Below are 23649 nucleotides of genomic sequence, written 5' to 3' on the forward strand. Positions count from 1 at the left end.
CGCCGAGTCCGGCGCCGAGCTCCTCCCACGCCACGACGGCGAAGCCGCCCTCGGCCGACTTCGCGAGTCGCGGGCACAAGCGCAGTTGCGCGGACCCGGCCCCGAAGCACGTGGCCTGCCTGGCCGAGACGGTCAACGGCATCGCCCAGCCGTCGGTGACGACGGCCACCGCCCCGCCCGGCTACGCGCCCGCCGACCTCCGCGCCGCGTACGGGCTGCCCTCCACCGGCGGAGCCGCCGCCACCGTGGCCGTCGTCGACGCGTTCGACTCTCCGACGGCCGAGGCCGACCTGGCCACCTATCGCTCGCAGTTCGGGCTGCCCGCGTGCACGACCGCGAACGGGTGCTTCCGCAAGGTCGACCAGCGCGGTGGGACGAACTACCCCGGTGTCGACCCGTCGCACGGCTGGGATCAGGAGACCGCCATCGACCTGGACATGGTGAGCGCCGCGTGTCCGGCCTGCCGCATCCTGCTGGTCGAGTCCGATGACGCCAGCCTCGACAACATGGGCCCCGCCGTCGACACGGCGGTGTCGCTCGGAGCCCAGTTCATCTCCAACTCCTACGGAGCGCAGGCCGGCGCCGGCGACGACTTCAGTCCGTGGGAGCCGGACTACAACCATCCCGGTGTCGTCGTCACCGCGGCCAGCGGTGACGCGGGCTACGGCCCGGGCTACCCGCAGTTCCCCGCGAGCTCGCGCTACGTCGCCGCGGTCGGGGGCACCAGCCTGACTCCCGCCTCCGGAACCGCGCGCGGCTGGTCCGAGACCGCCTGGGCCGGCGCCGGCAGCGGCTGCAGCACCTACAGTCCGAAACCGTCCTGGCAGAGCGACACCGGCTGCAGCACCCGCACCGTCTCCGACATCTCCGCTGTCGCCGACCCGTCGACCGGCGTCGCCGGATTCGCCCCGACGAGCACGTCCCCGTACACGTCCGCCTGGCAGGTCTTCGGAGGGACGAGCGTCGCCTCTCCGCTCATCGCCGCGATGTACGCCCTCGCGGGGACCCCGGCGGCCGGCACCTACCCCGCCTCCTACCCCTACGCCCAGAGGTCCGCCCTGAACGACGTGACCTCCGGGAGCACCGGGAGCTGCACCCCTTCGTACCTCTGCACGGCAAGCGGCGGCTACGACGGTCCGACCGGCCTGGGGACCCCCGCGGGGTCGCTGCGCTCGCCGCGCCGCAGACGCCCTGGACGCCGCCGACCCTGGGCGACTTCAACTCGGACGGCCATGCCGACGTACTCTCCCGCGACAGCGGCGGATTCCTGTACCTCTACCGCGGCAACGGCTCGGGCGGCTGGCTCAGCCCTCCCGGAGTCCAGGTCGGGTCCGGATGGAACGGAATGTCCGCGATGGTCTCCCCGGGCGATTTCGACGGTGACGGTCACAACGACGTCCTCGCCCGCGACTCCGCCGGGACGCTCTGGCTGTATCCAGGCAACGGCGCCAGCGGCTGGGGCACTCCCCGCGTGGTCGGCTCCGGCTGGAACATCATGACCAGGATCATCGCCGCGCACGACTTCAACGGCGACGGCAACCCCGACATCCTCGCGGTCGACGGCTCCGGCGTGCTCTGGCTGTACCCGGGCGACGGCCACGGCGGCTGGCTCGCGCGCCAGGCGATCGGCTCGGGCTGGAGCGGCATGACGGCGATCGTCGGCATCCGCAACTTCACCGGCGACGGCAACCCCGGCCTCCTGGCCAGGGACTCCACCGGGCGACTCTGGCTCTACGACCACACCTTCTCCGGCTGGAAGGCGCCCATCGTCGTCGGCTCCGGCTGGAACATCATGACGGCCATCGCCTCGGTCGGCGACTTCAACGGCGACGGCCACGACGACATCCTGGCCCGGACATCGAGCGGCGCGTTCGTCCTGTATCCCACGACAGGGAACACGGGATGGGGCAACCCGGTCCAGGTCGGCTCCGGCTGGAACACGATGAGCTGGATCGGCTGATCCACGGTAGGGCGGACGGGACTTGAACCCGTGACCGGCGGATTATGAGTCCGATGCTCTAACCAGCTGAGCTACCGCCCCGTGCGTCCTCCCCGGTCTACTCCGGGGTGGGCACGCTGGGGGCCGCCGCCGTCACCGGGTCGGCCACCGGCTCCCCACGATACAGGCTCTCGAAGGTGCTGATCGTGGTCTGGATGTCGTGCGTCGCCACAATCCGCAGCGACGCGTTCTTGAGGACGTCGAGCTCCTCCTGCGGGAGGGTGAGCACGCTCTCCAGCTTGTCCGCGAGGTCCTGCGCGTCGCCCGGGCGGAACAGGTGGCCGTTCTCGCCGTCGTGCACCAGGTGCGGGAGAGCCATCGCGTCGGCCGCGACCACGGGGAGCGCGGAGGCCATCGCCTCCATCGTGGCGATGGACTGCAGCTCGGCGATCGACGGCATCGCGAAGACCGAGGCGCGGGTGTACGCCTGGCGAAGTTCGTCGTCGGTGACGTAGCCGAGGAACTTCACCCGGTTCGCGATCCCCAGCGTCTCGGCGAGGGACTGCAGGTTCCGGAACTGGTCTCCGCCGCCCACGATCTCGAGCTGGGCGTCCAGCGACTCCGGGAGCAGCTTGATCGCGTTCAGCAGGACGTCGATCTGCTTCTCGCCGGTCACCCGGCCGACGAAGAGGATGCGGTTGCCGCTGCGCGGCGTGAAGTCGGGCGTGTAGTTGTGCGCGTCGATGCCGCAGGAGATCGCGTGGACGCCGCGCAGACCGGTCGCGCGCTCCAGGAACTGGGCGGCCTTGCGGGTCGGCGTGGTGACGGCCTCGGCGCGGTCGAAGCTTTTGCGGGCGTCGCGCCAGGCGATCGAGATGAACGTCTTCTGCAGGAACTTCGGCAGCAGCGTGAACTCGATCATGTTCTCGGGCATGACGTGGTTGGTCGCGATCACGCGGATGCCGCGCTTCTCCGCCTCGTACGCCAGGCCGCGGCCGACCACGATGTGCGATTGGATGTGCACGACGTCCGGCTTGACGTCGTCGAGCACCCGGCGGGCGTTCGCCTTGCTCATCCACGGCAGCGCGAAGCGCAGCCAGTCGTGCGGGTACCAGCGCCAGCTCCGCAGGCGGTGGGCCGTCATCCTCTGGCCCTCGTGCTCCTCGACCCAGGTGCCGTGCTTGCGGCTCGCCGAGGGCGCGACGACGTGCATGTCGTGGCCGCGCTCCACCAGGCCGGCGGCGAGGCGCTCGGCGAAGCGGGCGGCGCCGTTGACGTCCGGCGGGAAGGTGTCGCAGCCCATGAGGATGGTCATCGGCCTATGCGCGGCCGGGGCGGGCGGGATGTCGTTCGTTCCGCTCGTATCAGGCACGTGGTGAGTCCCTCACGGTCTTCGGCCGGGGCTGTTCGCCCGGCGACGGTCTGAGCGCGCCGGACGGGTCGGACCGGCGATTCATCGCTTCAGTCTAGGCCGGATTCCCGTACGGGGTCGGCAAGCCTCTCGGTGAGTGGCGCGTCGAGGTTCGATTGCGGGTGGTGTTTGGCGAGCTGGAACACCCCGTAGATCGCCACCGCGCCGGTGATCGCGAAGCCGAGCATCGCCCACCAGGGAGCCCCCGCCGCCTCGTTGAGGACGACGATGCCGATCGTCACGGCGACGAGCGGGTCGATCACCGTCAGGCCCGCGATGACCAGATCCGGCGGCCCGGACGAGTAGGCGTTCTGGACGAAGTAGGCGCCGAGCCCGGCTGCCGCGAGGAGCGCGACGATGCACAGCACCAGCAACCAGTCCCACTCCTGGTTCGAGGTCCGGTCGATCACCACCTTCGCGAGCGTGGCGACGAAACCGTAGAGGACGCCGGCGCCGACGATGTACATGATCGCCTTGAACTTGTGCCGCAGGAACCAGAACAGCAGCGCGAACACGATGAGGACGACGGCGAGGATGATCAGGATGACCACGAGCGCCCGGGTCGTCACCGGTTCGTCGCGCGCGAAGATCGCGGCGATGATCACGAACGCTCCGACGCCGCCGACGCACAGCGAGATGGCGACGACGGACTGGCGGTTGAGCTTCACGCCGCTCACCCGCGCGTTGAGGACGCTGGTGATGACGAGGCCGACCACGCCGAGCGGCTGCACCAGGATGATCGGCGAGAGCTTCAGGCTGACGAGCTGGAAGACGACCGCGAGTCCGAGCAGCAGCGTGCCGATCACCCAGGAGGGCCGCGCGAGCAGCAGCCCGAGCTGCCGGGCGCTGAGCCCGGCCTTCGCGTTCTGCGTCTGGGCCTCCACCTTCGCGACGCCGTGGTGCTGCAGCTGGGCGCCGATCGACAGGAAGACTGCGCCGACCAGGGCGACCGGGATGCCCAGGAGCTGACTCGGCTGGTATGCCAGCTCGAGCGCGTCCATCAGTTCCGTAGCCACGCCACGACCCTACCCAACATGATCCCGATAGTCTTGCCGAATGGCCGTGCTTCCCATCCGGATCACCGGAGACCCCGTCCTGCACACCCGCGCGGCGGAGGTGACGGTGTTCGACGACGACCTCCGCACGCTCGTCGCCGACATGTTCGAGACGATGGACCAGGCGCCCGGCGTCGGCCTCGCCGGCCCGCAGGTCGGCGTGCCCCTACGACTGTTCGTCTACGGCTGGACGGACGACGACGACGTCCTGCAGCGCGGCGTCGCGATCAACCCGGTGCTGTGGCTCAGCCCCCTGGCCGTCGGCGAGCCGGACGAGGACGCGGAGTCGGAGGGATGCCTGTCCTTCCCGGGCGAGCGCTTCCCGCTGCGGCGCGCCGAGAGCGTCATCCTGGAGGCCACGGACCTGGAGGGCGAGCCGTTCACGGTCCGCGCCGACGGTTGGCTCGCGCGCATCTTCCAGCACGAGTACGACCACCTGGACGGCGTGCTCTACGTCGACCGGCTCACCCACCCGTACGGCAAGGCCGCGCTGAAGACGCAGCGCAAGAACTCGTGGGGCGTGCCGGGGCTGAGCTGGCTGCCGGGCCGGGATCACCTGGAGGACTGAGCGGCCCCTGCCCGCTTGTCGCGCTCAGCGCAGCGGCACCCCGTGCACGCCGTTGTGGTGCCGCAGTGCCGGGAACACCACCGACAGCGAGAACCCGACGCCGGGGACGGTCTTGGCGTCCAGCACGCCGCCGAACAGCGCCGCACGTTCGCGCAGCTCGTTGAGGTCGGCGCCCTCCACGAACTCGGTCACCGCGCGCAGGTCGTCGTCGGCGCTGTAGGCGGTCGCCTGGTCGACGCCGGCGCGGTCGAGCCCGCGGCGCCGGGCGGCGGCGCGGATGCCGTCGTCGTCGACCGTGATGTGGAGGCCGTCCGGCGTCCACGCCATCGTCACCAGGGCCGTCGTGCCGGGCCCGCCGTGGTCCAGCGCGTTGCCGAGGCTGGTCTGCAGGATGCGGAAGACGACGAGTTCCGCGCCCTGGCGCAGCTCGTAACGCTCGCCGGTCTCGGAGAACGTCACCTCCAGGCCCGCCTCCCGCATCACCCGGAACAGGTCGCGCGCGGAATGCAGGCCCGGCGCAGGCAGGACCTCGCGGCTCCCGTCGGCGACGGCGTTCTGGAGGCGGCGGAGGTCGGCCAGCGCGTCGCGCGCCGAGGTCTCGATCGCGGCGGCGGACCGGGAGGCCGCCTCGGGGTCGGCGCCGGCCGCGTAGCGCATCCCCTCGGCCTGCGACACGAGCCGGGAGACGGCGGCGACCGCGACGTCACCGAGTTCGCCGATGATCCGGAACCGGCCGGCCTGCTCCGCCAGCTCCAGCTCGCGGTCGATGCGGTCCCACTCGCGCTCCTCGCGCGCGTTCTGCGCTCGGCGCCGGCGGGACCGTTCGAGTAGCCAGAGCACCGCGAACACGACGGCGGCCGCCAGTGCGGCGGCTGCGAGGGTGGTGGCGAGCGGGGTCATGCTGGTCCTTCCGGGCCGGTGGAGCGGGCCTGGTGCGCGGCCCGGACGATCATATCCGGGCCGCGCATCCGGGAGGCCGCTCCGGCCCCGCGACGCTTAGGAGCCGTCGCCGCGGTTGGCGCGCAGCACCTCCAGGCGGGCGCGGTACTCCTTCTCGTCGATGTCGCCGTTGGCGTAGCGATCGGCGAGGGTCCGCTCGGCGGCACGCGTGCCGGACTGCGGGCCGTTCGGCCCCCAGCCGTAGCCTCCGCGCGCGACGGCGGCCCGACGCCAGCGACGGCCGAAGACGCCGAAGATGAGGAAGAAGATCCCGATCCAGAAGAGCGGGATCAGGAACCACCACCAGCCGAACCAGGGGCCGCCACCCCAGGCGACGACGGCGCAGGGTGCGGCGGCTGCGAGCGAACTGAACATGGTGCATCCAATCGGTGAGCTGTCCGCGGCTTTCGCGGAACCACTCTCAGCCTCGCCGTGCGGCCGTTCGGGCGAATCCGCCGCCGGGAGACACTTGCCCTACTCCCCGGGAGCAGGGCGTTCAGCGCTGGCCCGGTTGCACCAGTCCCGTCTCATAGGCGACCACGACGAGGTGCACGCGGTCGCGCGCGGCCAGCTTGGTCATGATCCGCGAGACGTGCGTCTTCGCCGTCAGCGGGCTGAGGAACAGCCGTTCGCCGATCTCGGTGTTGGTCAGTCCGTGGCCCACCAGCGCCAGCACCTCCCGCTCGCGCTCGGTGAGCTCGCGCAGCGCCTCCGCGTCCGGCGCCGGCCGGAGTCCGCCCGCCACGCGCTCGATCAGCCGCCGCGTCGCGCCGGGCGAGAGCAGCGCGTCGCCCGCGGCCACGACGCGCACCGCGCGCAACAGCTCCACCGGTTCGGTGTCCTTCACCAGGAAGCCGCTCGCGCCGGCGACGATCGCCTGGGCGACGTAGTCGTCCAGCTCGAACGTGGTCACCATCACGATGCGCGTGCCCGCGAGCTCCGGGTCGGCGGTGAGTTCGCCGGTCGCCCAGAGACCGTCGCCGTCCGGCATCCGGATGTCCATCAGCACGACGTCCGGGCGCGTGCGCCGCGAGAGGTCCACGGCCTCACGCCCGGTCGCGGCCTCCCCCACCACCTCCAGGTCGTCCTCGGCCTCCAGCAGCGCGCGGAAGCCGGCACGGACGAGGCGCTGGTCGTCCGCCAGCAGCACCCGGATCATGCGTCCTCCGCCTTCCGCAGGGGGATACGGGCCTCCACCGTCAGTCCGCCGCCCTCCGTCGCACGGGTCTCGAACCGGCCGCCGAGCAGCTCGGCGCGCTCGCGCATCCCGATCATCCCCTTGCCGTCCGTCTCGCCCTCCGGCAGCCCTCGGCCATCATCCGCGATCGTGAGCACGAATTCGCCGCCGTCCTCGGCGAGCCGGATGTCGACCGTGCGCGCCTGCGCGTGCCGGCCGATGTTGGTCAGGGACTCCTGCACGATCCGATACAGCGCGAGCTGCGAGGCAGCGGACGGCGTCGACGTGAGCGCGTCGTCGTAGCGCACGTCGAGCCCCGCGCGCCGGTAGGTCTCGACCAGCACCGGGATGCGGGCCAGGTCCGGCTCCGGGGCCCGCGCGGCCGGGTACCCTTCGGTGCGAAGGAAACCGAGCACTCCGCGCACCTCCTCCAACGCCTGGCTGCTCACGGCCTTGATCGCTTCCAGGCTCTCCCGTGCCTTGTCGGGCCGGCTGTCGAACAGGTGGAGGCCGACACCGGCCTGCACGCTGATCTGGGACAGCGAGTGCGCGAGCACGTCGTGCAGTTCGCGCGCGATGCGCAGCCGCTCGGCCTCCGCGGCCGACTCCCGGCGCGCGGCGATCTGGCGGGAGACCTCCCGGTAGCGTTCACGACGCCCGCGGATCGCCTCGCCGACGCCCACCAGGAGCGTGAGCACCAGCGCGATGACGAGAGGCCGGATCACGGCCTCCGGCCGTCCCACCAGCAGGTACGCGCCGAGCGGGCCGACGACGGCGACGCCCGCCACGGTCCACCAGGCCCACACCCGCGCCGAGCGCACCACCGCGCCGACGACGGCGAAGGCCAGCGGCACAGCGGCGAGCGGCGGTCCCATCGTGAGGGCGATGGCCGGAGTGCAGAGCGCGGCGATGGCGACGAGCACAGGGCCCGGATACGCCCGGGCGAGCAGCAGCAGGAACGACGCCGCGAACGCGACGAGGACGGCCGTCAGCGTCAGCGGGTCGGCCGCCGCAGTGTGCGCGGCGATGAGGACGCCCGGGAGCTGCAGCAGGACGGACAGGACCACCGGGAACCAGATCGTCCCGCGCGGTCGGCGACCGCTCCAGCCGCGGCCGTCACCCCAGCCGGGTCCGCTCGGACGGGAGTCGGCGGACGGGTTCCAGGGCATCTCCTCATGCTAGCCAGCGCACGTCGGTGTGGCCTGCCCCGTGGGGAGTCTGTGCCCTACTCCCCGGGATTACGCAGACTCCGGCGGGAGTGCGCGCGAACGATCACGGATTGTGCTCGGCGTCGAAGATCTCCCCCTCGCCGCCGGGGCTCTGCCCGAAGAGCGGTCCGAAGGCCGGGCCGCCGAAACTCGTCAACCCGGCCTCACGCTCCAGCGACGCGCGCCGTTCGTCGTCGTCGTTCTCGTACTCCTCGACCGAGCCGTCCGGCTCCCGGGAGCCCCGCTCGTCCCGCTTCCTGTGCTTCATGGCCGCATCGTAGCGATCCGCGACCGGATTGGGGTGTATTCCGTTCGGAGCATGTCAACGCCCGGAGAAATACCGAAGGCCGGGAGAACCGCCGAAGGCCCGGAGAATTTCATCTCCGGGCCTTCGCCTGTTTACGCTCCCCGACTTGGACTCGAACCAAGAACCTGCCGGTTAACAGCCGGCTGCTCTGCCAATTGAGCTATCGAGGAATGCTTGATCAGCGAAGCTACTCTAGCAAGACTTCGCGCATCGAGTGAAATCCGCTCCGCATCCCGCGCGCGTCGTCGTCAGTACCCCGCCGCCGGGTCCACGCGGCCCACGAAGTCGCCGTCGCCGAGGAACGCGCGCACGTTCGCACGGACCCGCTCCGCGAGCAGCGGCGCCACCATCTCGGACGTGTCGGCCTGGTGCGGCGTGATCAGGCAGGCGTCCTCGTCCCACAGCGGGTGGCCGTCGGGCAGCGGCTCCGGATCGGTGACGTCGATGCCCGCCCCGGCGATCTCCCCGGTGCGGAGGGCGCGCAGCAGCGCGTCGCTGTCGACCAGGCCGCCGCGTGCGATGTTGACCAGGTAGGCGGTCTTCTTCATGGCGGCGAACTCGGCGTCGCCGAACAGGTGGTGGGTCCCGCCGGTCAGCGCAGCCGCGATGACCACGACGTCGGCGCCCGGGAGGACGTCGAGCAGCCGATCGGAGCCGACCGTTCGCTCGGCGCCGGCCACGGGCTCCGGCGAGCGGCGCACGATGGTGACGCGGGCGCCGAACGGCGCGAGCAGCACCATCAGCTCCAGCGCGATCCCGCCGGCGCCGACGATCACGACATGCCGGCCGTAGAGGGAGCGGCCCTCCTCGACTGTCGACCAGGACGTCGCCCGCACCCGCTTCGGCAGCACGCGCAGCAGCGCCAGGGTGAGCGCCAGCGCGTGCTCGGCGACCGGCTGGGCGTAGACGCCCTTCGCGCTGGTCCAGATCAGGCCGGGGCGGTCCTCGGACGCGATGATGCCCGAGAAGGCGTCCACTCCCGCGAACGGGAGCTGAACCCACCCGATGCCGGGGTGCGCCTCCAGGATCGGCGGGAAGGCCGCGGCATCCTTGTTGGACAGCCAGACGACGCCGCGCGTGCGGTCGGAGAGCGGCTCGACGGTGCCGCCGGCGGCCTCCACGGCGGCGACGAAGGACGGCTCGGCGCTCGGGAGCACGGCGATGGGTCCGGGCTCCGGGCGCTCACCCGGCGCGAGCGGGACGCCGCCCGGCGCGAGGACGGCGCGGTGCTGCGGGGTGGACTCGGTCATGGTTCCTCCTGTCGGGCGGTCAGTTCGCGGCGGTCTGCGGTCGGCGCTCCCGCCGGCGCTGCGGCGGCTTCAACGCGTCCGCCAGGCCGCGCACGAACGGGTGGGTGGGGTCGGCCAGCACCTCCTCGATCGGCCCGTACGCGATGGGACGGCCGCCCTGCAACACCAGCGAGGCGTCCGTCGCGCGGCGCAGCACGGACAGGTCGTGGCTGACGATCACAGCCGTGAAATCCTCGTGGGAGCGGAGCTGGGCCAGGAGGTCGATCACCGCGTCGCGGACCGTCGCGTCGATGCCGGCGGTCGGCTCGTCCACGATCAGGACCTGAGGGCCGAGCACCAGCGCCTTGGCGAGCGCCACCCGCTGACGCTGACCGGCGCTGAGCTGATAGGGGTACTTGCCGAGCACGCTGAGCGGCAGGTGCACGGTGTCCAGCATGAGCGCGGCGCGCTCCCCGCCGTCCGGCGGTTGTAGTGCTCGTCGCGCTCGAAGATCGGCAGGGTGACGTTGTCCTGCACCGACAGGGACGGCTCCAGCGACGCCGCACCCTCCTGGGGCAGGTAGCCGACGTGGAAGGTCACCTCGGCCAGGTCGCGCTTGCGGGCGTGCCGCAGCGAGTGCCCGAGCACGGTCGCATCACCGCCGCTGATCCGCGGGCCGGGCTCGCCGGAGCGGAGGGGAAGCCCCCGCCCGGCGAGCACCGCGGCCAGCGTGCTCTTTCCCGAACCCGTCTCGCCCAGGATCCCCAGCGATTGTCCGGCCTCCAGGCGGAAGCTCACCCCACGGAGGGCGACGCACGAGGGGCTGACGCCCCTGGCGGGATATTCGACGGACAGGTCGCTGACGAGGATGGCAGGTTCGGAGCTCACATGATCGACCCTAGGCGTTGTCGGCTTGGAGAGCGCGCAGCGCCTCCCGCCGGTCGGCCTGTTCCACCGGATCCGGCACCGGCAGGGAGGCCAGCAGCCGCTGCGTGTACGCGTCTCGCGGGTTGCCGAGCACCTCGGCGCCCGTGCCCTCCTCGACCAGCTTGCCGCGGTGCAGCACCGCGATCCGGTCGGCGAGCAGGTCGACGACGGCCAGGTCGTGGCTGATGAACAGCGCGGCGAAGCCGAACTCCCGCTGCAGGTCGGCGAACAGCTCGAGCACGCGGGCCTGAACCGACACGTCGAGCGCGGAGGTCGGCTCGTCGGCGATCAGCAGGGTCGGCTCCAGGGCGAGGGCGCGCGCGAGGCTCGCCCGCTGCCGCTGGCCGCCGGAGAGTTCGTGCGGGAACCGGTCGCCGTAGCTGCGCGGAAGCTGGACGGCCTCCAGCAGTTCGTCCACCCGGCCGCGCGCGGCGGCAGGCGAGGACGCCCGGCCGTGCACGACGAGCGGCTCTGCCACGCAGTCCGCGATCGTGAGCAGCGGGTTGAAGCTCGACGCCGGGTCCTGGAACACGAAGCCGATGTCGCTGCGCACCTTGCGGAACTGCCGCTCCCTGACCCCGTTCATCTCGATCCCGAGCACCTTCAGCGAGCCGTCGGTGACCTTGCCGAGACCGGCGATGGCGCGGCCGATTGTGGTCTTGCCGGATCCGGACTCGCCCACCAGGCCGAGCACCTCCCCCGGGCGGATGTCGAAGCTCACCCCGTCGACCGCCACGAACCCGGGGCGGCCGAGGCGGCCGGGGTACTGGATGCGCAGGTCGCGCGCCTCGACCACCGGAGCCTCCTCGGGGCGCTCGGCCCGGGCGATGGCCCGGTCCTGCGTCGCCGCGGCGCCCTGGCCGATGCGCGGCACGGAGGCGAGGAGCTTGCGCGTGTACTCGGCCTGCGGCGAGGCGAACAGCGTGCGCGCGTCTGCCTCCTCCACGACCTTGCCCTGGTACATGACCGCGACCCGGTCGGCCAGGTCGGCGACCACGCCCATGTTGTGCGTGATCAGCACGATGGCCGCGCCGAACTCGTCGCGGCAGCGCCGCAGCAGGTCGAGGATCTCGGCCTGCACGGTCACGTCCAGCGCGGTGGTCGGCTCGTCGGCGACGATCAGCCCGGGGTTCAGCACCAGCGCCATCGCGATCACGATGCGCTGCTTCTGGCCGCCGGAGAACTGGTGCGGGTAGTACTTCACCCGCTTCTCCGGCTCCGGGATGCCGACCCGGCGCAGGATGTCGACGGCCTGCTTCTGCGCGTCCTTCTTGGACAGCTTGCCGTGCGCGCGCAGGCCCTCCGCGATCTGCCAGCCCACCTGGTAGACGGGGTTCAGCGCGGTCGACGGCTCCTGGAAGACCATCGCCACGTCGGTGCCGCGCACCTCCCTGAGCTGCTTCTTGCTCAGTGAGACGATGTCCGCCTCGGTGGCGCCGTCCTTGCTGCGCAGCACCACGGCGCCCGAGGCGGTCGCGGTCTCCGGCAGCAGGCCGAGGATGGTCTTGGCGGTGACGGTCTTGCCCGAACCGGACTCCCCACGATCGCCAGGACTTCTCCCGGCGACACCCGCAGGGTGACATCGTCGACGGCCTTGACGGCGCCGGCGTCGGTTGCGAACGTGACCGACAGGTTGTCGATGGTGACGACGTCGCTCATGGCTTGACCTCGATTCCGTGCTCGTCGAACGACTCTCCGCCCTCCAGGCCGTCGATGCCGCCGGGGCCCGCCTCCAGCGGACCGCCGGGGACGACGGACGTCTCGGCGACCAGGCCCGACGCCTCGGCGGCGCGGCGCCGGCCGCGCAGGCGCGGGTCGGCGAGGTCGTTGAGGCTCTCGCCCACCAGGGTGATGCCGAGCACGACGAGCACGATCGCCAGACCCGGGTAGATGGAGGTCCACCAGATGCCGCTGGTGACGTCGGACAGCGCCTTGTTGAGGTCGTAGCCCCACTCGGCGGCGGCGGTCGGCTCGATGCCGAAGCCGAGGAAGCCCAGCGCCGCGAGCGTCAGGATGGCCTCCGAGGAGTTCAGCGTGAAGATCAACGGCAGCGTGCGAGTGGAGTTGCGCAGCACGTGGCGGAACATGATCCGGCCGTTGCTGGCCCCGATGACCTTCGCCGACTCGACGTAGGCCTCCGCCTTGATCCGGACGACCTCCGAGCGGATCACCCGGAAGTACTGCGGGATGTAGACCACCGTGATCGAGATGGCGGCGGCGAGGATGCCGCCCCACAGGCTGGACTGGCCGCCCGAGATGACGATCGCCATGACGATCGCCAGCAGCAGCGACGGGAACGCGTAGACCGCGTCGGCGATCACCACGACCACCCGGTCGACCCAGCCGCCGAAGTAGCCGGACACCAGGCCGAGCACGACACCGGCGAAGATCGAGAGGATGACGGCGACGACGATCACGAGGATCGCGGTCTGCGCGCCCCAGATCACGCGGGAGAACACGTCGTAGCCGCCGACGGTCGTCCCCCAGATGTGCGCCGCGCTCGGCGGCATCTGGGAGCCGAACTGGCCGTTCGCGTCCTTGAGCTGGGCGAAACCGTACGGCGCGATCGCCGGGGCGAAGATTGCGACCAGGATGAACAGGCCGGTGAGCACGAGACCGCCGACGAGCATCCCGCGCTGCAGTCCGACGGACTGGCGGAGCTGATGCACGACGGGAAGCCGGCTCCAGAAGCTGCCCTTCTGCGAGGCCATCTCAATACCTCACTCTCGGGTCGATGAGCGCCGCGATGATGTCGACGATGAAGTTCGTGACCGCGACGATCACGGCGAGCAGAACGACCATGCCCTGCACGGCGACGAAGTCGCGCGACTGCAGGTAGTGCTCGAGCTGGAACCCCAGACCCTTCCACTCGAAGGTCGTCTCGGTCAGGATCGCGCCGCCGAGCAGCAGCGCGATCTGGAGGCCGATGACCGTGATGATGGGGATCAGCGCCGGCCGGTAGGCGTGCTTGCGCACGAGCCGGCTCTCGCTGACGCCGCGCGAACGGGCCGCATCCACGTAGTCCGTGGAGAGCGTGCCGATCACGTTCGTGCGCACCAGCCGCAGGAAGATTCCGGCGGTCAGCAGGCCGAGCGTCACGGCTGGCAGCACCGCGTGCAGCAGCACGTCGCCGACCACGGCCGGGTCGCCGGTCTGGAACGCGTCGATCAGGTAGATGCCGGTCTTGTTCGGGAGGGTCTGCATCTCGATCTCGGAGCTGGTGGAGGCGCGGCCCGCGACGGGGAGCACGTTCAGCCAGATCGAGAAGACGAGCTTGAGGACCATGCCGGCGAAGAACACCGGCGTCGCGTAGCAGAGGATGGCGAACACGCGCAGTGCCGCGTCTCCGTAGTGGTCGCGGAAGTACGCCGCGAGCAGTCCGAGCGGGATGCCGACGATGAACGCCACGATCAGCGCGTAGAACGCGAGTTCGAGCGTCGCGGCGCCGTAGTGGATCAGCACCTGCGTCACGGGCTGGTTGTCGGTGAACGTCGTGCCGAAGTCGCCGCGGAGCAGGTGCCCGAGGTAATCGAAGTACTGCACGAGCAGCGGCCGGTCGTAGCCGGCCTGGTGGATCCGCTCCTGGAGCTGTGCGGGAGGGAGCTTGCCGCCGAGTGCTGCCGTGATGGGGTCGCCCGTGGACCGCATCAGGAAGAAGACGACTGTGACGAGGATGAAGATCGTCGGGATGATGAGGAGCGCGCGGATGACGATGTAGCGGACGAGGCCGCCTCCCGTTCGCCGACGCGCTTTGGTTCGTTCGGGGCCGGGCGCCGTGGGCGCCGCGGGTCCGCTGACCGTCGCTGTCATAGGAGCCAATCGTGGGTGGTTCGTGGGTGGGGGCGGCTCGCGCACGACGCGAGCCGCCCCCGTTCGGCCTAGAGGTGCGGCCTAGCCCTTCGAGAGGGCTGCGTAGCGGAACTTGAACGAGGGGTCGAGCGTCTTGTCGGTGCCGTTCACGTTCTTGCCCACCACGGCGACCTGCGCGCCCTGGAGCAGGGGCAGGGTGGACAGGTCGGCGCCCACCTTGGCCTGGATCTGCTCGATGAGCTTGGTGCGGGCGGCCTTGTCGGTCGTGCCGAGCTGCTGCGTGATGAGCTGCTGCACCATCGGGGTTGTCGTAGTGGTTCGCGAGGAAGTTGTCCTTGCTGAAGAACGGCGACAGGTAGTTGTCCGCGTCCGAGTAGTCCGGGAACCAGCCGAGCTGGTAGGCCGGGTACAGGTCCTTGACGCGGTCCTTCGAGTACTGGACCCACTCGGTGGACTGCAGGTTGACCTTGAACAGGCCGCCGTTCTCGAGCTGCTCCTTGACGAGCGCGTACTCGTCGCCGGAGGACGGGCCGTAGTGGTCCGGGTTGTACTGCAGGTTGAGCGAGACCGGGGTGGTCACGCCGGCGGCCTGGAGTGCAGCCTTCGCCTTGTCGAGGCTCGGACCGCCGTTGCCGTCGCCGTAGAGGTCCTTCAGCACGGTGGTCGCGCCGGTCAGGCCCTGCGGGACGTACGAGTACAGCGGGGTGTAGGTGTCCTTGTAGACCTGCTTGGCGATGGTCGCGCGGTCGACGAGGTCGGCAGCGGCCTGGCGCACGGCGAGGGCCTTCTTGGGGTCGGCCTGCGGGGCCGTCGCGCCGAACGGCTGGGTGTTGAAGTTCCAGACGATGTAGCGGATCTCACCACCCGGGCCCTTGACGACCTTGACGTTCTTGTCCGTGCCGAGGCTCTGGATGTCGGTCGCCGACAGGCTGCGGTACGCGACGTCGATCGCGCCCTTCTGGATGTCGAGCTTCAGGTTCGACGACTCCGCGTAGTACTTGACGTTGACCTTGTCCGTGGCCGGCTTGCCGAGCAGCCCCTGGTAGTTCGGGTTCGCCTTGTACGCGATGAGGTTGTTGAAGTCGTAGCTCGTGATGTCGTACTGACCGGCGAACGCGTGACCCTTGACGATGGTGTTGTCCGGGGTGACCTTGTCGGCCGAGAAGACCTGGTGGTCGACGATCGGGCCGGCGGGGCTGGAGAGCACCTGCGGGAAGGTCTGGTCGTTCGGCACCTTGAGCTTGAAGACCGCGGTCGTCTTGTCCGGGGTGCTCACGCTGTCGAGGTTGCCGAGCAGCGACGCAGGACCGTTGGGGTCGTTGATCTTGAGCTGGCGGTCGAAGGTGAACTTGACGTCCTCGGAGGTCAGCGCGTGACCGTTCGCGAACTTCAGGTTCGGCTTCAGCTTCACGGTGTACTCGGTGGGCGACGTGAAGGCCGCGCTGGCGGCGATGTCCGGCTTGACGTCCGGGCTGCCGTACGGCGAGTTCAGCAGGAACGGGTACACCTGGTTCATCACGGCGAACGAGCCGTTGTCGTAGGAGCCGGCCGGGTCGATCGACGTGATCTTGTCGGTCGTGCCGATGGTCAGCGTTCCGCCGCCGCCACCGGAGCTGTTGTTGCTCCCCGAGCAGCCCGCGAGCACCAGCGCCGCGGCCGCGAATGCGGCCGACACGGCGAACAGGCGCCGTCCGCCGATCTTTACGGATCTCATATCCGATTACCTCTTCCTTGGTGGGGGTCACTGATCCGGCGGAGCGCACGCGAGCGCTTCGTCGTCGAATCGCGTAGCCACAGTCCTAGCATGAAAGCCGCGTCGAGTGAGCATGTTGTCGCGGATCGCGGCGCAATCTTTACATCGGCGCAACAATTCCGCGCGCATTTGCGCACACTGCTACGAATTCCAGCGTTGGAACGTGGGCATGATCTATTGTGCCGCGCTATTCGCCGCGCAGCCGCATCCGCTCGCGATCGATCGACGCCAGAGCCACCTGGAGCGACCGCCGCAGCTCGGCGTTCTGCGGGTCGGTGCGCGCCAGGCGTGAGGTCAGCTCGGCCTTCTCGCGCAGCAGGTCGCGGTCGATCAGGCCGTCCAGGATGGACCGGGCGTAGCGGCCGACGTCGGTCCCGGTCTGCGGCAGGGCGCCGACGGCGAGGGCGTTCACGGTCGGCGCGTAGACCTGGGGCACCTCGGCGAGGATGCGGTCCACCCAGCCCGGGTCGGCGATGGACGGGAGCTGGGCGGCGATGGCGTCGCGGACGACCGCGTGGGTCGGGTTCACGAACGGCACCTGCACGACGCGGGCGGCGCGCTCGGCGCCGACCTCGGCGGGGAACTGGAGCAGGACCATGAGGCTCTCGCGCTCGGTGCGCTGGGTCGGGTCGCCGGGGTCGACCTCGCGGATGGGGGCGGGAGCCTCGGGAGTGGGCTGCTGGTACTGCTGGGCCTCGCCGTCGCGGGCGCTCTGCCTCGAGCCGTCGCCGCGTCCGCTGCGCTGCTCTCCACGCGTGCTGCGCGGGGCCGACCGCACGGCGCGCAGAGTGTCCTGCAGGTCGGCGCCGGAGAGCCTGGCGAGTTCGCGCGTGTAGCCGTTCTGCGACGCGGGATCGCGAATGGTCGCCACGATCGGCGCCCCGGCACGGAGCGCGGCCGTGCGGCCCTCCACCGTGTCGAGGTCGAAGCGTTCGACCACCTGCCGGATCATGAACTCGAACATCGGCTTGCGGGCGTCGATCATCCGGCGCACCGCCTCGTCGCCGCCGGAGAGCCGGAGGTCGCACGGGTCGAGCCCGTCCGGGCCGACGGCCACGTAGGTCTGGGCCGAGAAGCGCTGCTCCTCGCCGAAAGCCCGGGCGGCGGCCTTCTGACCCGCCGCGTCGGGGTCGAAGGTGAAGATGACCGAGCCGCTGCTGTTGTCGTCGCCCATGATGCGGCGGATGACCTTGATGTGGTCGACGCCGAACGCCGTGCCGCACGTGGCGACCGCGGTCGTGATGCCCGCGAGATGGCAGGCCATCACGTCGGTGTAGCCCTCCACGATCACCACCTGGTCGCTGCGGGAGATGTCCCGCTTGGCGAGGTCGAGGCCGTACAGCACCTGCGCCTTCCTGTAGACCGCGGTCTCAGGGGTGTTCAGGTACTTCGGGCCGTTGTCGTCCTCCAGCAGCCGCCGGGCGCCGAAGCCGATCGTCTGCCCGGTCACGTCGCGGATCGGCCAGACCAGGCGGCCACGGAACCGGTCGTAGACGCCACGGTCGCGCTGCGACACGAGACCCGCGGCCAGAAGCTCGTCGGGGGTGAAGCCCTTGCCGCGCAGGTGCTTGGTGAGCTCGTCCCAGCTCTTCGGGGCGAAGCCGACGCCGAAGTGAGCGGCAGACGCGGCGTCGAAGCCGCGCTCGCCAAGGAACCGGCGGCCGGGATCCGCATCGGGCGCGGCCAGCCGCTCGCGGAAGAACTCCTCGGCTGCGTTGTTCGCGGCCAGCAGCCTGGCACGGTTGCCACTCGACTCGCTCGGCCCTCCCCCGCCCTCCTCGTAGTGGAGCTGGTAGCCGATCCTGCCGGCCAGCCGCTCGACGGCCTCGGTGAAGGACACGTGGTCGAGCTTCACCAGGAACGCGTACACGTCGCCGCCCTCGCCGCAGCCGAAGCAGTGGTAACGGCCGACACCGGGACGGACGTTGAAGCTGGGGCTCTTCTCGTCGTGGAACGGGCACAGGCCCTTGAGCGAGCCGACGCCGCCCGGTTTCAGGCTGACGTAGTCGCCGATGATGTCGGCGATGTTGGTGCGGGCCTTGACCTCTTCGATGTCGCTCTGTCGAATCCGGCCTGCCATGCAGTCGATTCTAGTGAGCGCGGCCGACGTCAGTCGCGCGGGGGCGCCGGCGCCGCGTATTCTGGGCGATCTCGATGATCGCGCAGAAGACCTCGATCGTCACCCGCAGCAGCAGCACGCTCAGGATTGCGGCCACGAGCGTCACCAGGATGCCCAGCAGGAACACGAACGCGCCGGCCGGGGACCGGGTCGCGATCGCGATGCCGAGGCTGTTGGCGAAGCCCACGACGATCCCGAGGCCGATCAGGACGAGCCCGACCACGTAGACGGGACCGGCGAGCCTGCGGGTCACGTAGCTCGTGAAGGTGAAGTCGAACAGCGACGAGAAGAACCGCGAGTCGTCCAGGCGGTCGGCGAGCGCGTTCACGCTGCGGCCGGGGCGCGGAGCGTGCGGGCCGGCGGCCGGAGACGGCGGGGCGTCCTCGCCGGCGGGAGCGCCGTTCGCGTGCGCGATGCCGGACGCGGCCGTGGCCGCCGCGGTGGCGTCGACCGGAAAGTCCTCCGCGACCGCGCCGACGGGCACCGGCTCGGCGGCGGGCGACGCCGGCAGGATCTCGGTGGTGTCGGAGTCCGTGGTCTCGGAGTCCGTGGTCTCGGAGTCCGTGGTCTCGGAGTCTGTGGTGCGCGGCCCCGTGGGCGCCGGTTCCTCGGCCGGACTGAGGATCTCGGTCTCGGCGGTCCCCGTGCGGTAGAAGTCGTCCGCGGTCGGGAGGACCGCGGTCGCGGGCTCCGTCTCGGGCGGTTCGGCCGCGGCCTCGACGGGAGGCTCCGCCGGCGAGGTGGAGGTGTCGGGCGCCGTGGCCGCCTTGCTGCGCGACGCGGCCGTGCGACGCCGGGGCGTCGCCGGTTTCGCGGGCGCCGTGGCCTCGACCGTGTCCTCGGTCGCTGCCTTGCCGAGCATGGCGTCGAGGATCTCCGGGGCCTCGCCGTTCGGCGAGATCGAGGTGCTCTTCGGGGTGCGCTTGCGCGGGGACGGCGTGCGCTTCACGGGCGCGCGCGACGGCCCCGCAGTGCTCGACGGCTCCGCCGCGCCGGGCTCGGCCTCCGTGGGCCGGTCGCCGTCCGCCGGGGGCTGTGGGCTGCTCATGCGTCTCCTCCTTCGCCGTTCCTCAAGCATTCTGCACACGGGCCGACGATTCAAGCCCGTGCCCGGCGCGCCGGATCAGTGCTGCACGAGCCGCTCGAACCAACTCAGCGCCGACTGGTCGGTCAGGCTGGCCACCTGGTCGACGACCACGCGCTTGCGCTCCGCGTCGCCGGTCGCGAGGCGCCAGTCCTCCTGGAATCCCGGGTCCAGCTCCTCCGGCCCGCGGGAGAGCAGCACGTCGGCCAGCGCCATCAGCACCTGGCGCTGCTGCGCGTAGATCGGCTGGCGCGTGTTGCGCGACATCACGAACGTGGCCACGATGCCCTTCAGCACGGCGATCTCCGCGCGGATGGCGGCCGGCACGACGACGTCGGCGCCGAACCGGCGCAGCTCGACCCCGCCTGCGCGGTGCTTCGTCTCGTGCACCGCGGCATGGGCGAACCTGCCGATGAGCTGGCTGGTGAGGTTCTTCAGGTGTGCCTGCGCGCGCCGGGAGCCGTCCCAGCGGTCGAGCCAGATCTCCAGACTGTCGAGCCGGTCGAATGCCGCGATCAGCTCGTCGTGGCTGAACTCGCCGCCCACCCACTCGTACATCGACCGGACCAGGTCGTCGTGGTCGACGCGGCTGCCGAGCGCCGCGACGTCGATATACCCGTTGACCACGGCGTCCTCGAAGTCGTGCACGGAGTAGGCGATGTCGTCGGACAGGTCCATCACCTGCGCCTCGATGCAGCGCTGCCGTTCGGGAGAGCCGTCCCGCATCCACTCGAACACCGCGTGGTCGTCGGCGTAGAAGCCGAACTTGGCGCGCCCGCTCGGGTCGGCGACCGAGCTGGTCTCCGGCCACGGGTACTTGCAGCTCGCGTCGAGGCTGGCGCGGGTGAGGTTCAGTCCGTACGGGCGGCCGTCGCGGCCGAACACCTTGGGCTCCAGTCGGGTGAGCAGCCGCAGCGTCTGGGCGTTGCCCTCGAATCCGCCGATGTCCTCCGCCCAGGCGTTGAGCGCGCGCTCGCCGTTGTGCCCGAACGGCGGGTGGCCGATGTCGTGCGCCAGGCACGCGGTGTCGACGATGTCGGGGTCGAGCCCGAGGCTCGCCGCGAGCTCGCGGCCCACCTGGGCGACCTCCAGGGAGTGCGTCAGCCGGTTGCGCGCGAAGTCGAGACCGGCAGTGGGGCTGAGCACCTGAGTCTTGGCCGCCAGCCGCCGCAGCGCGCTCGAGTGCAGCAGACGGGCCCGGTCGCGCGCGAAGTCGCTGCGACGGCTCGAGTGATGCTCGGGGAGCCAGCGCTCCCGGTCGCGCTCGCTGTAGCCGTCGGCCGGGACGCTGTCGAGCGTCGTTGCCGCACTATCCGCCACTGTTGTGCACCTCCGCCTCGGCGACCTCCGCCCGCGCGCTGCCCGCCAGCTCGCGGCTGTCGAGCCAGCCCTCGGGAAGCGCGGGACGCTTGGGCGAGCCGGCACGGCCGCGCTGGCCCTCCGCCGCCTCGCCCGGGTATTCCTGGCTCCAGTCGAGAGTGGCCAGGAGGTCGTCGAGATGCGCGAGCGTGTCGACGGTCGCGAGGCTCGCGCGCAGGTCGCCGCCGACCGGGTAGCCCTTGAAGTACCAGGCGACGTGCTTGCGGATGTCGCGGCAGCCGCGCTCCTCGCTGTCGAAGAACTCGACCAGCAGCTCGGCGTGCCGGCGGAACGTCGCCGCCACCTGGCCGAGTGTCGGGCGGGCCTGCGCGAGCGCAGCCTCCTCGGCGGTGATCTCCCCTGCGCGGGCGCGGAACGCCGCCGCCAGGTCGCCGAACAGCCACGGCCGGCCGAGGCAGCCGCGGCCGACCACGACGCCGTCGCAGCCGGTCTCATCCACCATGCGGATCGCGTCGGCGGCAGACCAGATGTCGCCGTTGCCGAGGACCGGCGTGCCGGTGATCGTCTCCTTGAGCTTCGCGATCGCGGACCAGTCCGCGTGACCCGAGTAGAACTCCGCCGCTGTGCGCGCGTGCAGCGCGATCGAGGCGACGCCGGCGCCCTCCGCGGCCTTGCCTGCCTCGAGGTAGGTGAGGTGGTCGCTGTCGATGCCCTTGCGCATCTTGACGGTCAACGGGATGTCGCCGGCCGCCGTGACGGCGCCCTCCACGATCTCCCGGAAGTGCTGGAGCTTCCACGGCAGCGCGGCGCCGCCGCCCTTGCGGGTGACCTTGGGCACCGGGCAGCCGAAGTTGAGGTCGATGTGGTCGGCGCGATCCTCCGCGACGAGCATCGTGACGGCCTCCCGGACGGTCTTGGGGTCGACGCCGTAGAGCTGGATGCTGCGCGGCGTCTCCGACTCGTGGTGGGTGATGAGGCGCAGCGACTCGGGGGTGCGCTCGACCAGGGCCCGGGAGGTGATCATCTCGCTCACGTAGAGCCCGGCGCCGAACTCGCGGCAGAGCCGGCGGAAGGCGGTGTTCGTGATCCCCGCCATGGGCGCGAGGACGACCGGCACGTCGAGCGTCAGCGGGCCGATGGCCAGCCTGGGACTCGTCTCCGTGCGGGGAGCTAGGGTTGCGGTAGTAGACATCTGCATCGATTCTCCCAGAAAGCGTGCTGATACATGGCCGAGAGCCCCGAAGCTGTGGAAACCGGCGGCGGACGCCGTCGTGTGGAGGAGGATGCCCGGGCTCGCGGCATCCCCGTGCGGATCGTCGAACGGCCCGCTGCCCGGAGCCTGGAGGAGGCCGCGTCGCTGCTCGGGATCGAGCCGGGCGACATCGTCAAGTCGCTCGTGGTCAAGCGCAGTGACGACACCTTCGTGTTCGCGCTGGTGCCGGGAGGCCGCAAGATCTCCTGGCCGAAGCTGCGCGCCGTCCTCCACGTCAACAAGCTGCAGCTCCCGGACGCGTCGGTGGCGTTCGCCGCGACCGGCTACGAGCGCGGGACCATCACGCCATTCGGCAGCACGACCGCGTGGCCCGTCGTCGCCGACACCACCATCGCGGGCCGCACCGTCTCGATGGGCGCAGGCGAGCACGGCTACTCGCTGTTCGTCGACGCCGACGCGCTTCTCTCCGGCTTCGCCGCCACGCTCGCCGACATCACCGACCCCGAATAGCGGCCTTCCCTCCGAACAGGGGTCGCAACACGCCGCTAACCCGGAGGGTAAGCGGCGTGTTGCGCCCCTCTCGCACGCGCGGGTTGTGGATAACGCGGGATCGAGCGGGAGCCTCTGGGAGGGTTTGGGGATGCGACGCCCTGAACCGCTTCCACCCATTCTGCGCTCGCCCGCGTTCTCCGCGTCGGCGGCGACGGCAGCGGGCGTCTCATCCGCGCGTATGCGCCGGTCGGACCTGGTCGCGCCCTTCCACGGCGCGCGGGTGCCGCGAGCCGAGTTCGACGGCGGATTCCGTTCGCAGTGCGTCGCGTATCGGGCAGTCATGCCGCGCACCCAGTGCTTCAGTCATGAAACAGCGGCGAGGATCTACGGGCTGACGGTCCCGCGGCGGATACGCGAGTCGTCCGACCTTCATGTCGCCGCGTTGGATGGTCGTCGGGCGCCACGCGGCGAGGGAGTAGTGGGCCACAAGTCCAGGCTGTCCGCCGAGCACGTCCGCATCCACCTCGGCTTGCGGGTGCCCGAGGTCGAGGAGGTGCTGTGCCAACTCGCCGCAGAGCTGACCATCGAGGAACTCATCATGGCCGGCGACTCCTGCGTGCGCCGACAGGACCCGCTCTCGAGCGTTTCGCGTCTGAGAGCCACCGCACTCGAGGCGTGGAATCGACCGGGCGTAGCCAGGCTCCGTGCTGCGATCGCGCACGTGCGTGCGGATACTGACTCCCCGATGGAGACGCTGCTCCGACTCGCGCTGATCGACGGCGGCCTTCCGGAGCCCGTCGTGAATCGCCCGATCCAGGTCGGATCGGGCGTCGAGTTGCACGGCGATCTCGTGTACGTGCAGCATCGGGTCGTCGTCGAGTACGACGGCGATCAGCACCGCACCGACGCCCGCCAGTATTTCGGCGACGTCGACCGGATCTGGGCGCTCGAGGCCGCCGGCTGGTGCATCGTGCGCATCAACCGCTCGCACCTCTCCAACGGCGCGGCCGTCGCCGTGGCACGCGTGCGCGCGGCGCTCGCCGACAGGGGTCGCAACACGCCGCTATGACACAGGCATAGCGGCGTGTTGCGACCCCT

The 23649-nt window shown here is 70.8% G+C and carries 20 protein-coding genes, 2 tRNA genes and 4 pseudogenes; 6 read left to right on the top strand and 20 right to left on the bottom strand.

Features of this window, described 5'->3' with window-relative positions; all coding sequences use genetic code 11:
- Positions 1–437 precede the first annotated feature (437 nt).
- From ACRAWC_RS03435 to ACRAWC_RS03445, 3 genes and pseudogenes are all read left to right on the top strand, one after another.
- Positions 438–989: pseudogene (locus ACRAWC_RS03435) on the top strand (hypothetical protein); the annotation flags it as partial.
- A 278-nt stretch (positions 990–1267) separates the two neighbouring features.
- Positions 1268–1492: pseudogene (locus ACRAWC_RS03440) on the top strand (FG-GAP repeat domain-containing protein); the annotation flags it as partial.
- 3 nt (positions 1493–1495) lie between these two features.
- Complete coding sequence (locus ACRAWC_RS03445) at positions 1496–1960, top strand: FG-GAP repeat domain-containing protein (protein ID WP_431346485.1); 465 nt, start codon at positions 1496–1498, stop codon at positions 1958–1960.
- A gap of 7 nt (positions 1961–1967) precedes the next feature.
- Here ACRAWC_RS03445 and ACRAWC_RS03450 read toward each other — a convergent pair.
- From ACRAWC_RS03450 to ACRAWC_RS03460, 3 genes are all read right to left on the bottom strand, one after another.
- Positions 1968–2041, bottom strand: a tRNA-Ile gene (locus ACRAWC_RS03450).
- A 16-nt stretch (positions 2042–2057) separates the two neighbouring features.
- Positions 2058–3254: a glycosyltransferase gene (locus ACRAWC_RS03455; RefSeq protein WP_431346486.1), complete on the bottom strand. Its 1197-nt coding sequence runs from the start codon at positions 3252–3254 to the stop codon at positions 2058–2060.
- 146 nt (positions 3255–3400) lie between these two features.
- On the bottom strand, positions 3401–4366 hold the full coding sequence (locus ACRAWC_RS03460) for a DMT family transporter (RefSeq protein ID WP_431346487.1): 966 nt from the start codon (positions 4364–4366) through the stop codon (positions 3401–3403).
- 40 nt (positions 4367–4406) lie between these two features.
- Here ACRAWC_RS03460 and def point away from each other — a divergent pair, with 40 nt between their 5' ends.
- Positions 4407–4973, top strand: coding sequence for a peptide deformylase (gene def / locus ACRAWC_RS03465; protein ID WP_431346488.1), 567 nt, complete (start codon positions 4407–4409; stop codon positions 4971–4973).
- A gap of 24 nt (positions 4974–4997) precedes the next feature.
- Here def and ACRAWC_RS03470 read toward each other — a convergent pair whose 3' ends face one another.
- The 17 genes and pseudogenes from ACRAWC_RS03470 to dusB form a co-directional block, all read right to left on the bottom strand.
- On the bottom strand, positions 4998–5873 hold the full coding sequence (locus tag ACRAWC_RS03470; protein WP_431346489.1) for a sensor histidine kinase: 876 nt from the start codon (positions 5871–5873) through the stop codon (positions 4998–5000).
- 96 nt (positions 5874–5969) lie between these two features.
- On the bottom strand, positions 5970–6287 hold the full coding sequence (locus ACRAWC_RS03475) for a hypothetical protein (protein WP_431346490.1): 318 nt from the start codon (positions 6285–6287) through the stop codon (positions 5970–5972).
- 121 nt (positions 6288–6408) lie between these two features.
- Complete coding sequence (locus ACRAWC_RS03480) at positions 6409–7071, bottom strand: response regulator (protein ID WP_431346491.1); 663 nt, start codon at positions 7069–7071, stop codon at positions 6409–6411.
- Positions 7068–8258 (bottom strand): histidine kinase, encoded by a 1191-nt coding sequence (locus ACRAWC_RS03485; protein WP_431346492.1) that lies wholly within the window; start codon positions 8256–8258, stop codon positions 7068–7070. Before ACRAWC_RS03485 ends, ACRAWC_RS03480 begins: the two co-directional genes overlap by 4 nt.
- Before the next feature lie 103 nt (positions 8259–8361).
- A complete protein-coding gene (locus ACRAWC_RS03490) occupies positions 8362–8565 on the bottom strand; it encodes a hypothetical protein (protein WP_431346493.1) in 204 nt (67 codons plus the stop codon).
- Between the two features lie 136 nt (positions 8566–8701).
- Positions 8702–8774, bottom strand: a tRNA-Asn gene (locus ACRAWC_RS03495).
- 78 nt (positions 8775–8852) lie between these two features.
- Positions 8853–9854, bottom strand: a complete 1002-nt coding sequence (locus tag ACRAWC_RS03500) for a D-isomer specific 2-hydroxyacid dehydrogenase family protein (RefSeq protein ID WP_431346494.1) — start codon at positions 9852–9854, stop codon at positions 8853–8855.
- 19 nt (positions 9855–9873) lie between these two features.
- Positions 9874–10278 (bottom strand): ATP-binding cassette domain-containing protein, encoded by a 405-nt coding sequence (locus tag ACRAWC_RS03505; RefSeq protein WP_431346495.1) that lies wholly within the window; start codon positions 10276–10278, stop codon positions 9874–9876.
- Entirely contained in the window at positions 10170–10721 is a 552-nt protein-coding gene (locus ACRAWC_RS03510) for an ATP-binding cassette domain-containing protein (protein ID WP_431346496.1), read from the bottom strand. The genes ACRAWC_RS03505 and ACRAWC_RS03510 overlap by 109 nt, the downstream gene beginning before the upstream one ends.
- 10 nt (positions 10722–10731) lie before the next feature.
- Positions 10732–12419: pseudogene (locus tag ACRAWC_RS03515) on the bottom strand (dipeptide ABC transporter ATP-binding protein).
- Entirely contained in the window at positions 12416–13471 is a 1056-nt protein-coding gene (locus ACRAWC_RS03520) for an ABC transporter permease (protein WP_431346497.1), read from the bottom strand. The pseudogene ACRAWC_RS03515 and the gene ACRAWC_RS03520 overlap by 4 nt, the downstream one beginning before the upstream one ends.
- 1 nt (position 13472) lies before the next feature.
- On the bottom strand, positions 13473–14570 hold the full coding sequence (locus tag ACRAWC_RS03525) for an ABC transporter permease (RefSeq protein WP_431346498.1): 1098 nt from the start codon (positions 14568–14570) through the stop codon (positions 13473–13475).
- An 81-nt stretch (positions 14571–14651) separates the two neighbouring features.
- Positions 14652–16284, bottom strand: a pseudogene (locus ACRAWC_RS03530) (ABC transporter substrate-binding protein).
- A 226-nt stretch (positions 16285–16510) separates the two neighbouring features.
- Positions 16511–18403 carry a DNA primase gene (dnaG, locus tag ACRAWC_RS03535; protein ID WP_431346499.1) on the bottom strand — a complete coding sequence of 631 codons (1893 nt, stop codon included), beginning with the start codon at positions 18401–18403 and terminating at the stop codon, positions 16511–16513.
- A 10-nt stretch (positions 18404–18413) separates the two neighbouring features.
- Complete coding sequence (locus ACRAWC_RS03540; protein ID WP_431346500.1) at positions 18414–19490, bottom strand: DUF4282 domain-containing protein; 1077 nt, start codon at positions 19488–19490, stop codon at positions 18414–18416.
- A gap of 75 nt (positions 19491–19565) precedes the next feature.
- Positions 19566–20846, bottom strand: coding sequence for a deoxyguanosinetriphosphate triphosphohydrolase (locus ACRAWC_RS03545; RefSeq protein ID WP_431346501.1), 1281 nt, complete (start codon positions 20844–20846; stop codon positions 19566–19568).
- Positions 20836–22038, bottom strand: a complete 1203-nt coding sequence (gene dusB, locus ACRAWC_RS03550; RefSeq protein ID WP_431346502.1) for a tRNA dihydrouridine synthase DusB — start codon at positions 22036–22038, stop codon at positions 20836–20838. Before dusB ends, ACRAWC_RS03545 begins: the two co-directional genes overlap by 11 nt.
- 33 nt (positions 22039–22071) lie before the next feature.
- Here dusB and ACRAWC_RS03555 point away from each other — a divergent pair, with 33 nt between their 5' ends.
- Both ACRAWC_RS03555 and ACRAWC_RS03560 read left to right on the top strand, forming a co-directional pair.
- Entirely contained in the window at positions 22072–22569 is a 498-nt protein-coding gene (locus ACRAWC_RS03555) for an aminoacyl-tRNA deacylase (RefSeq protein WP_431346503.1), read from the top strand.
- A 220-nt stretch (positions 22570–22789) separates the two neighbouring features.
- Positions 22790–23620, top strand: coding sequence for a DUF559 domain-containing protein (locus ACRAWC_RS03560; RefSeq protein ID WP_431346504.1), 831 nt, complete (start codon positions 22790–22792; stop codon positions 23618–23620).
- Positions 23621–23649 lie beyond the last annotated feature (29 nt).

This window comes from Leifsonia sp. L25 (genome assembly GCF_050632895.1).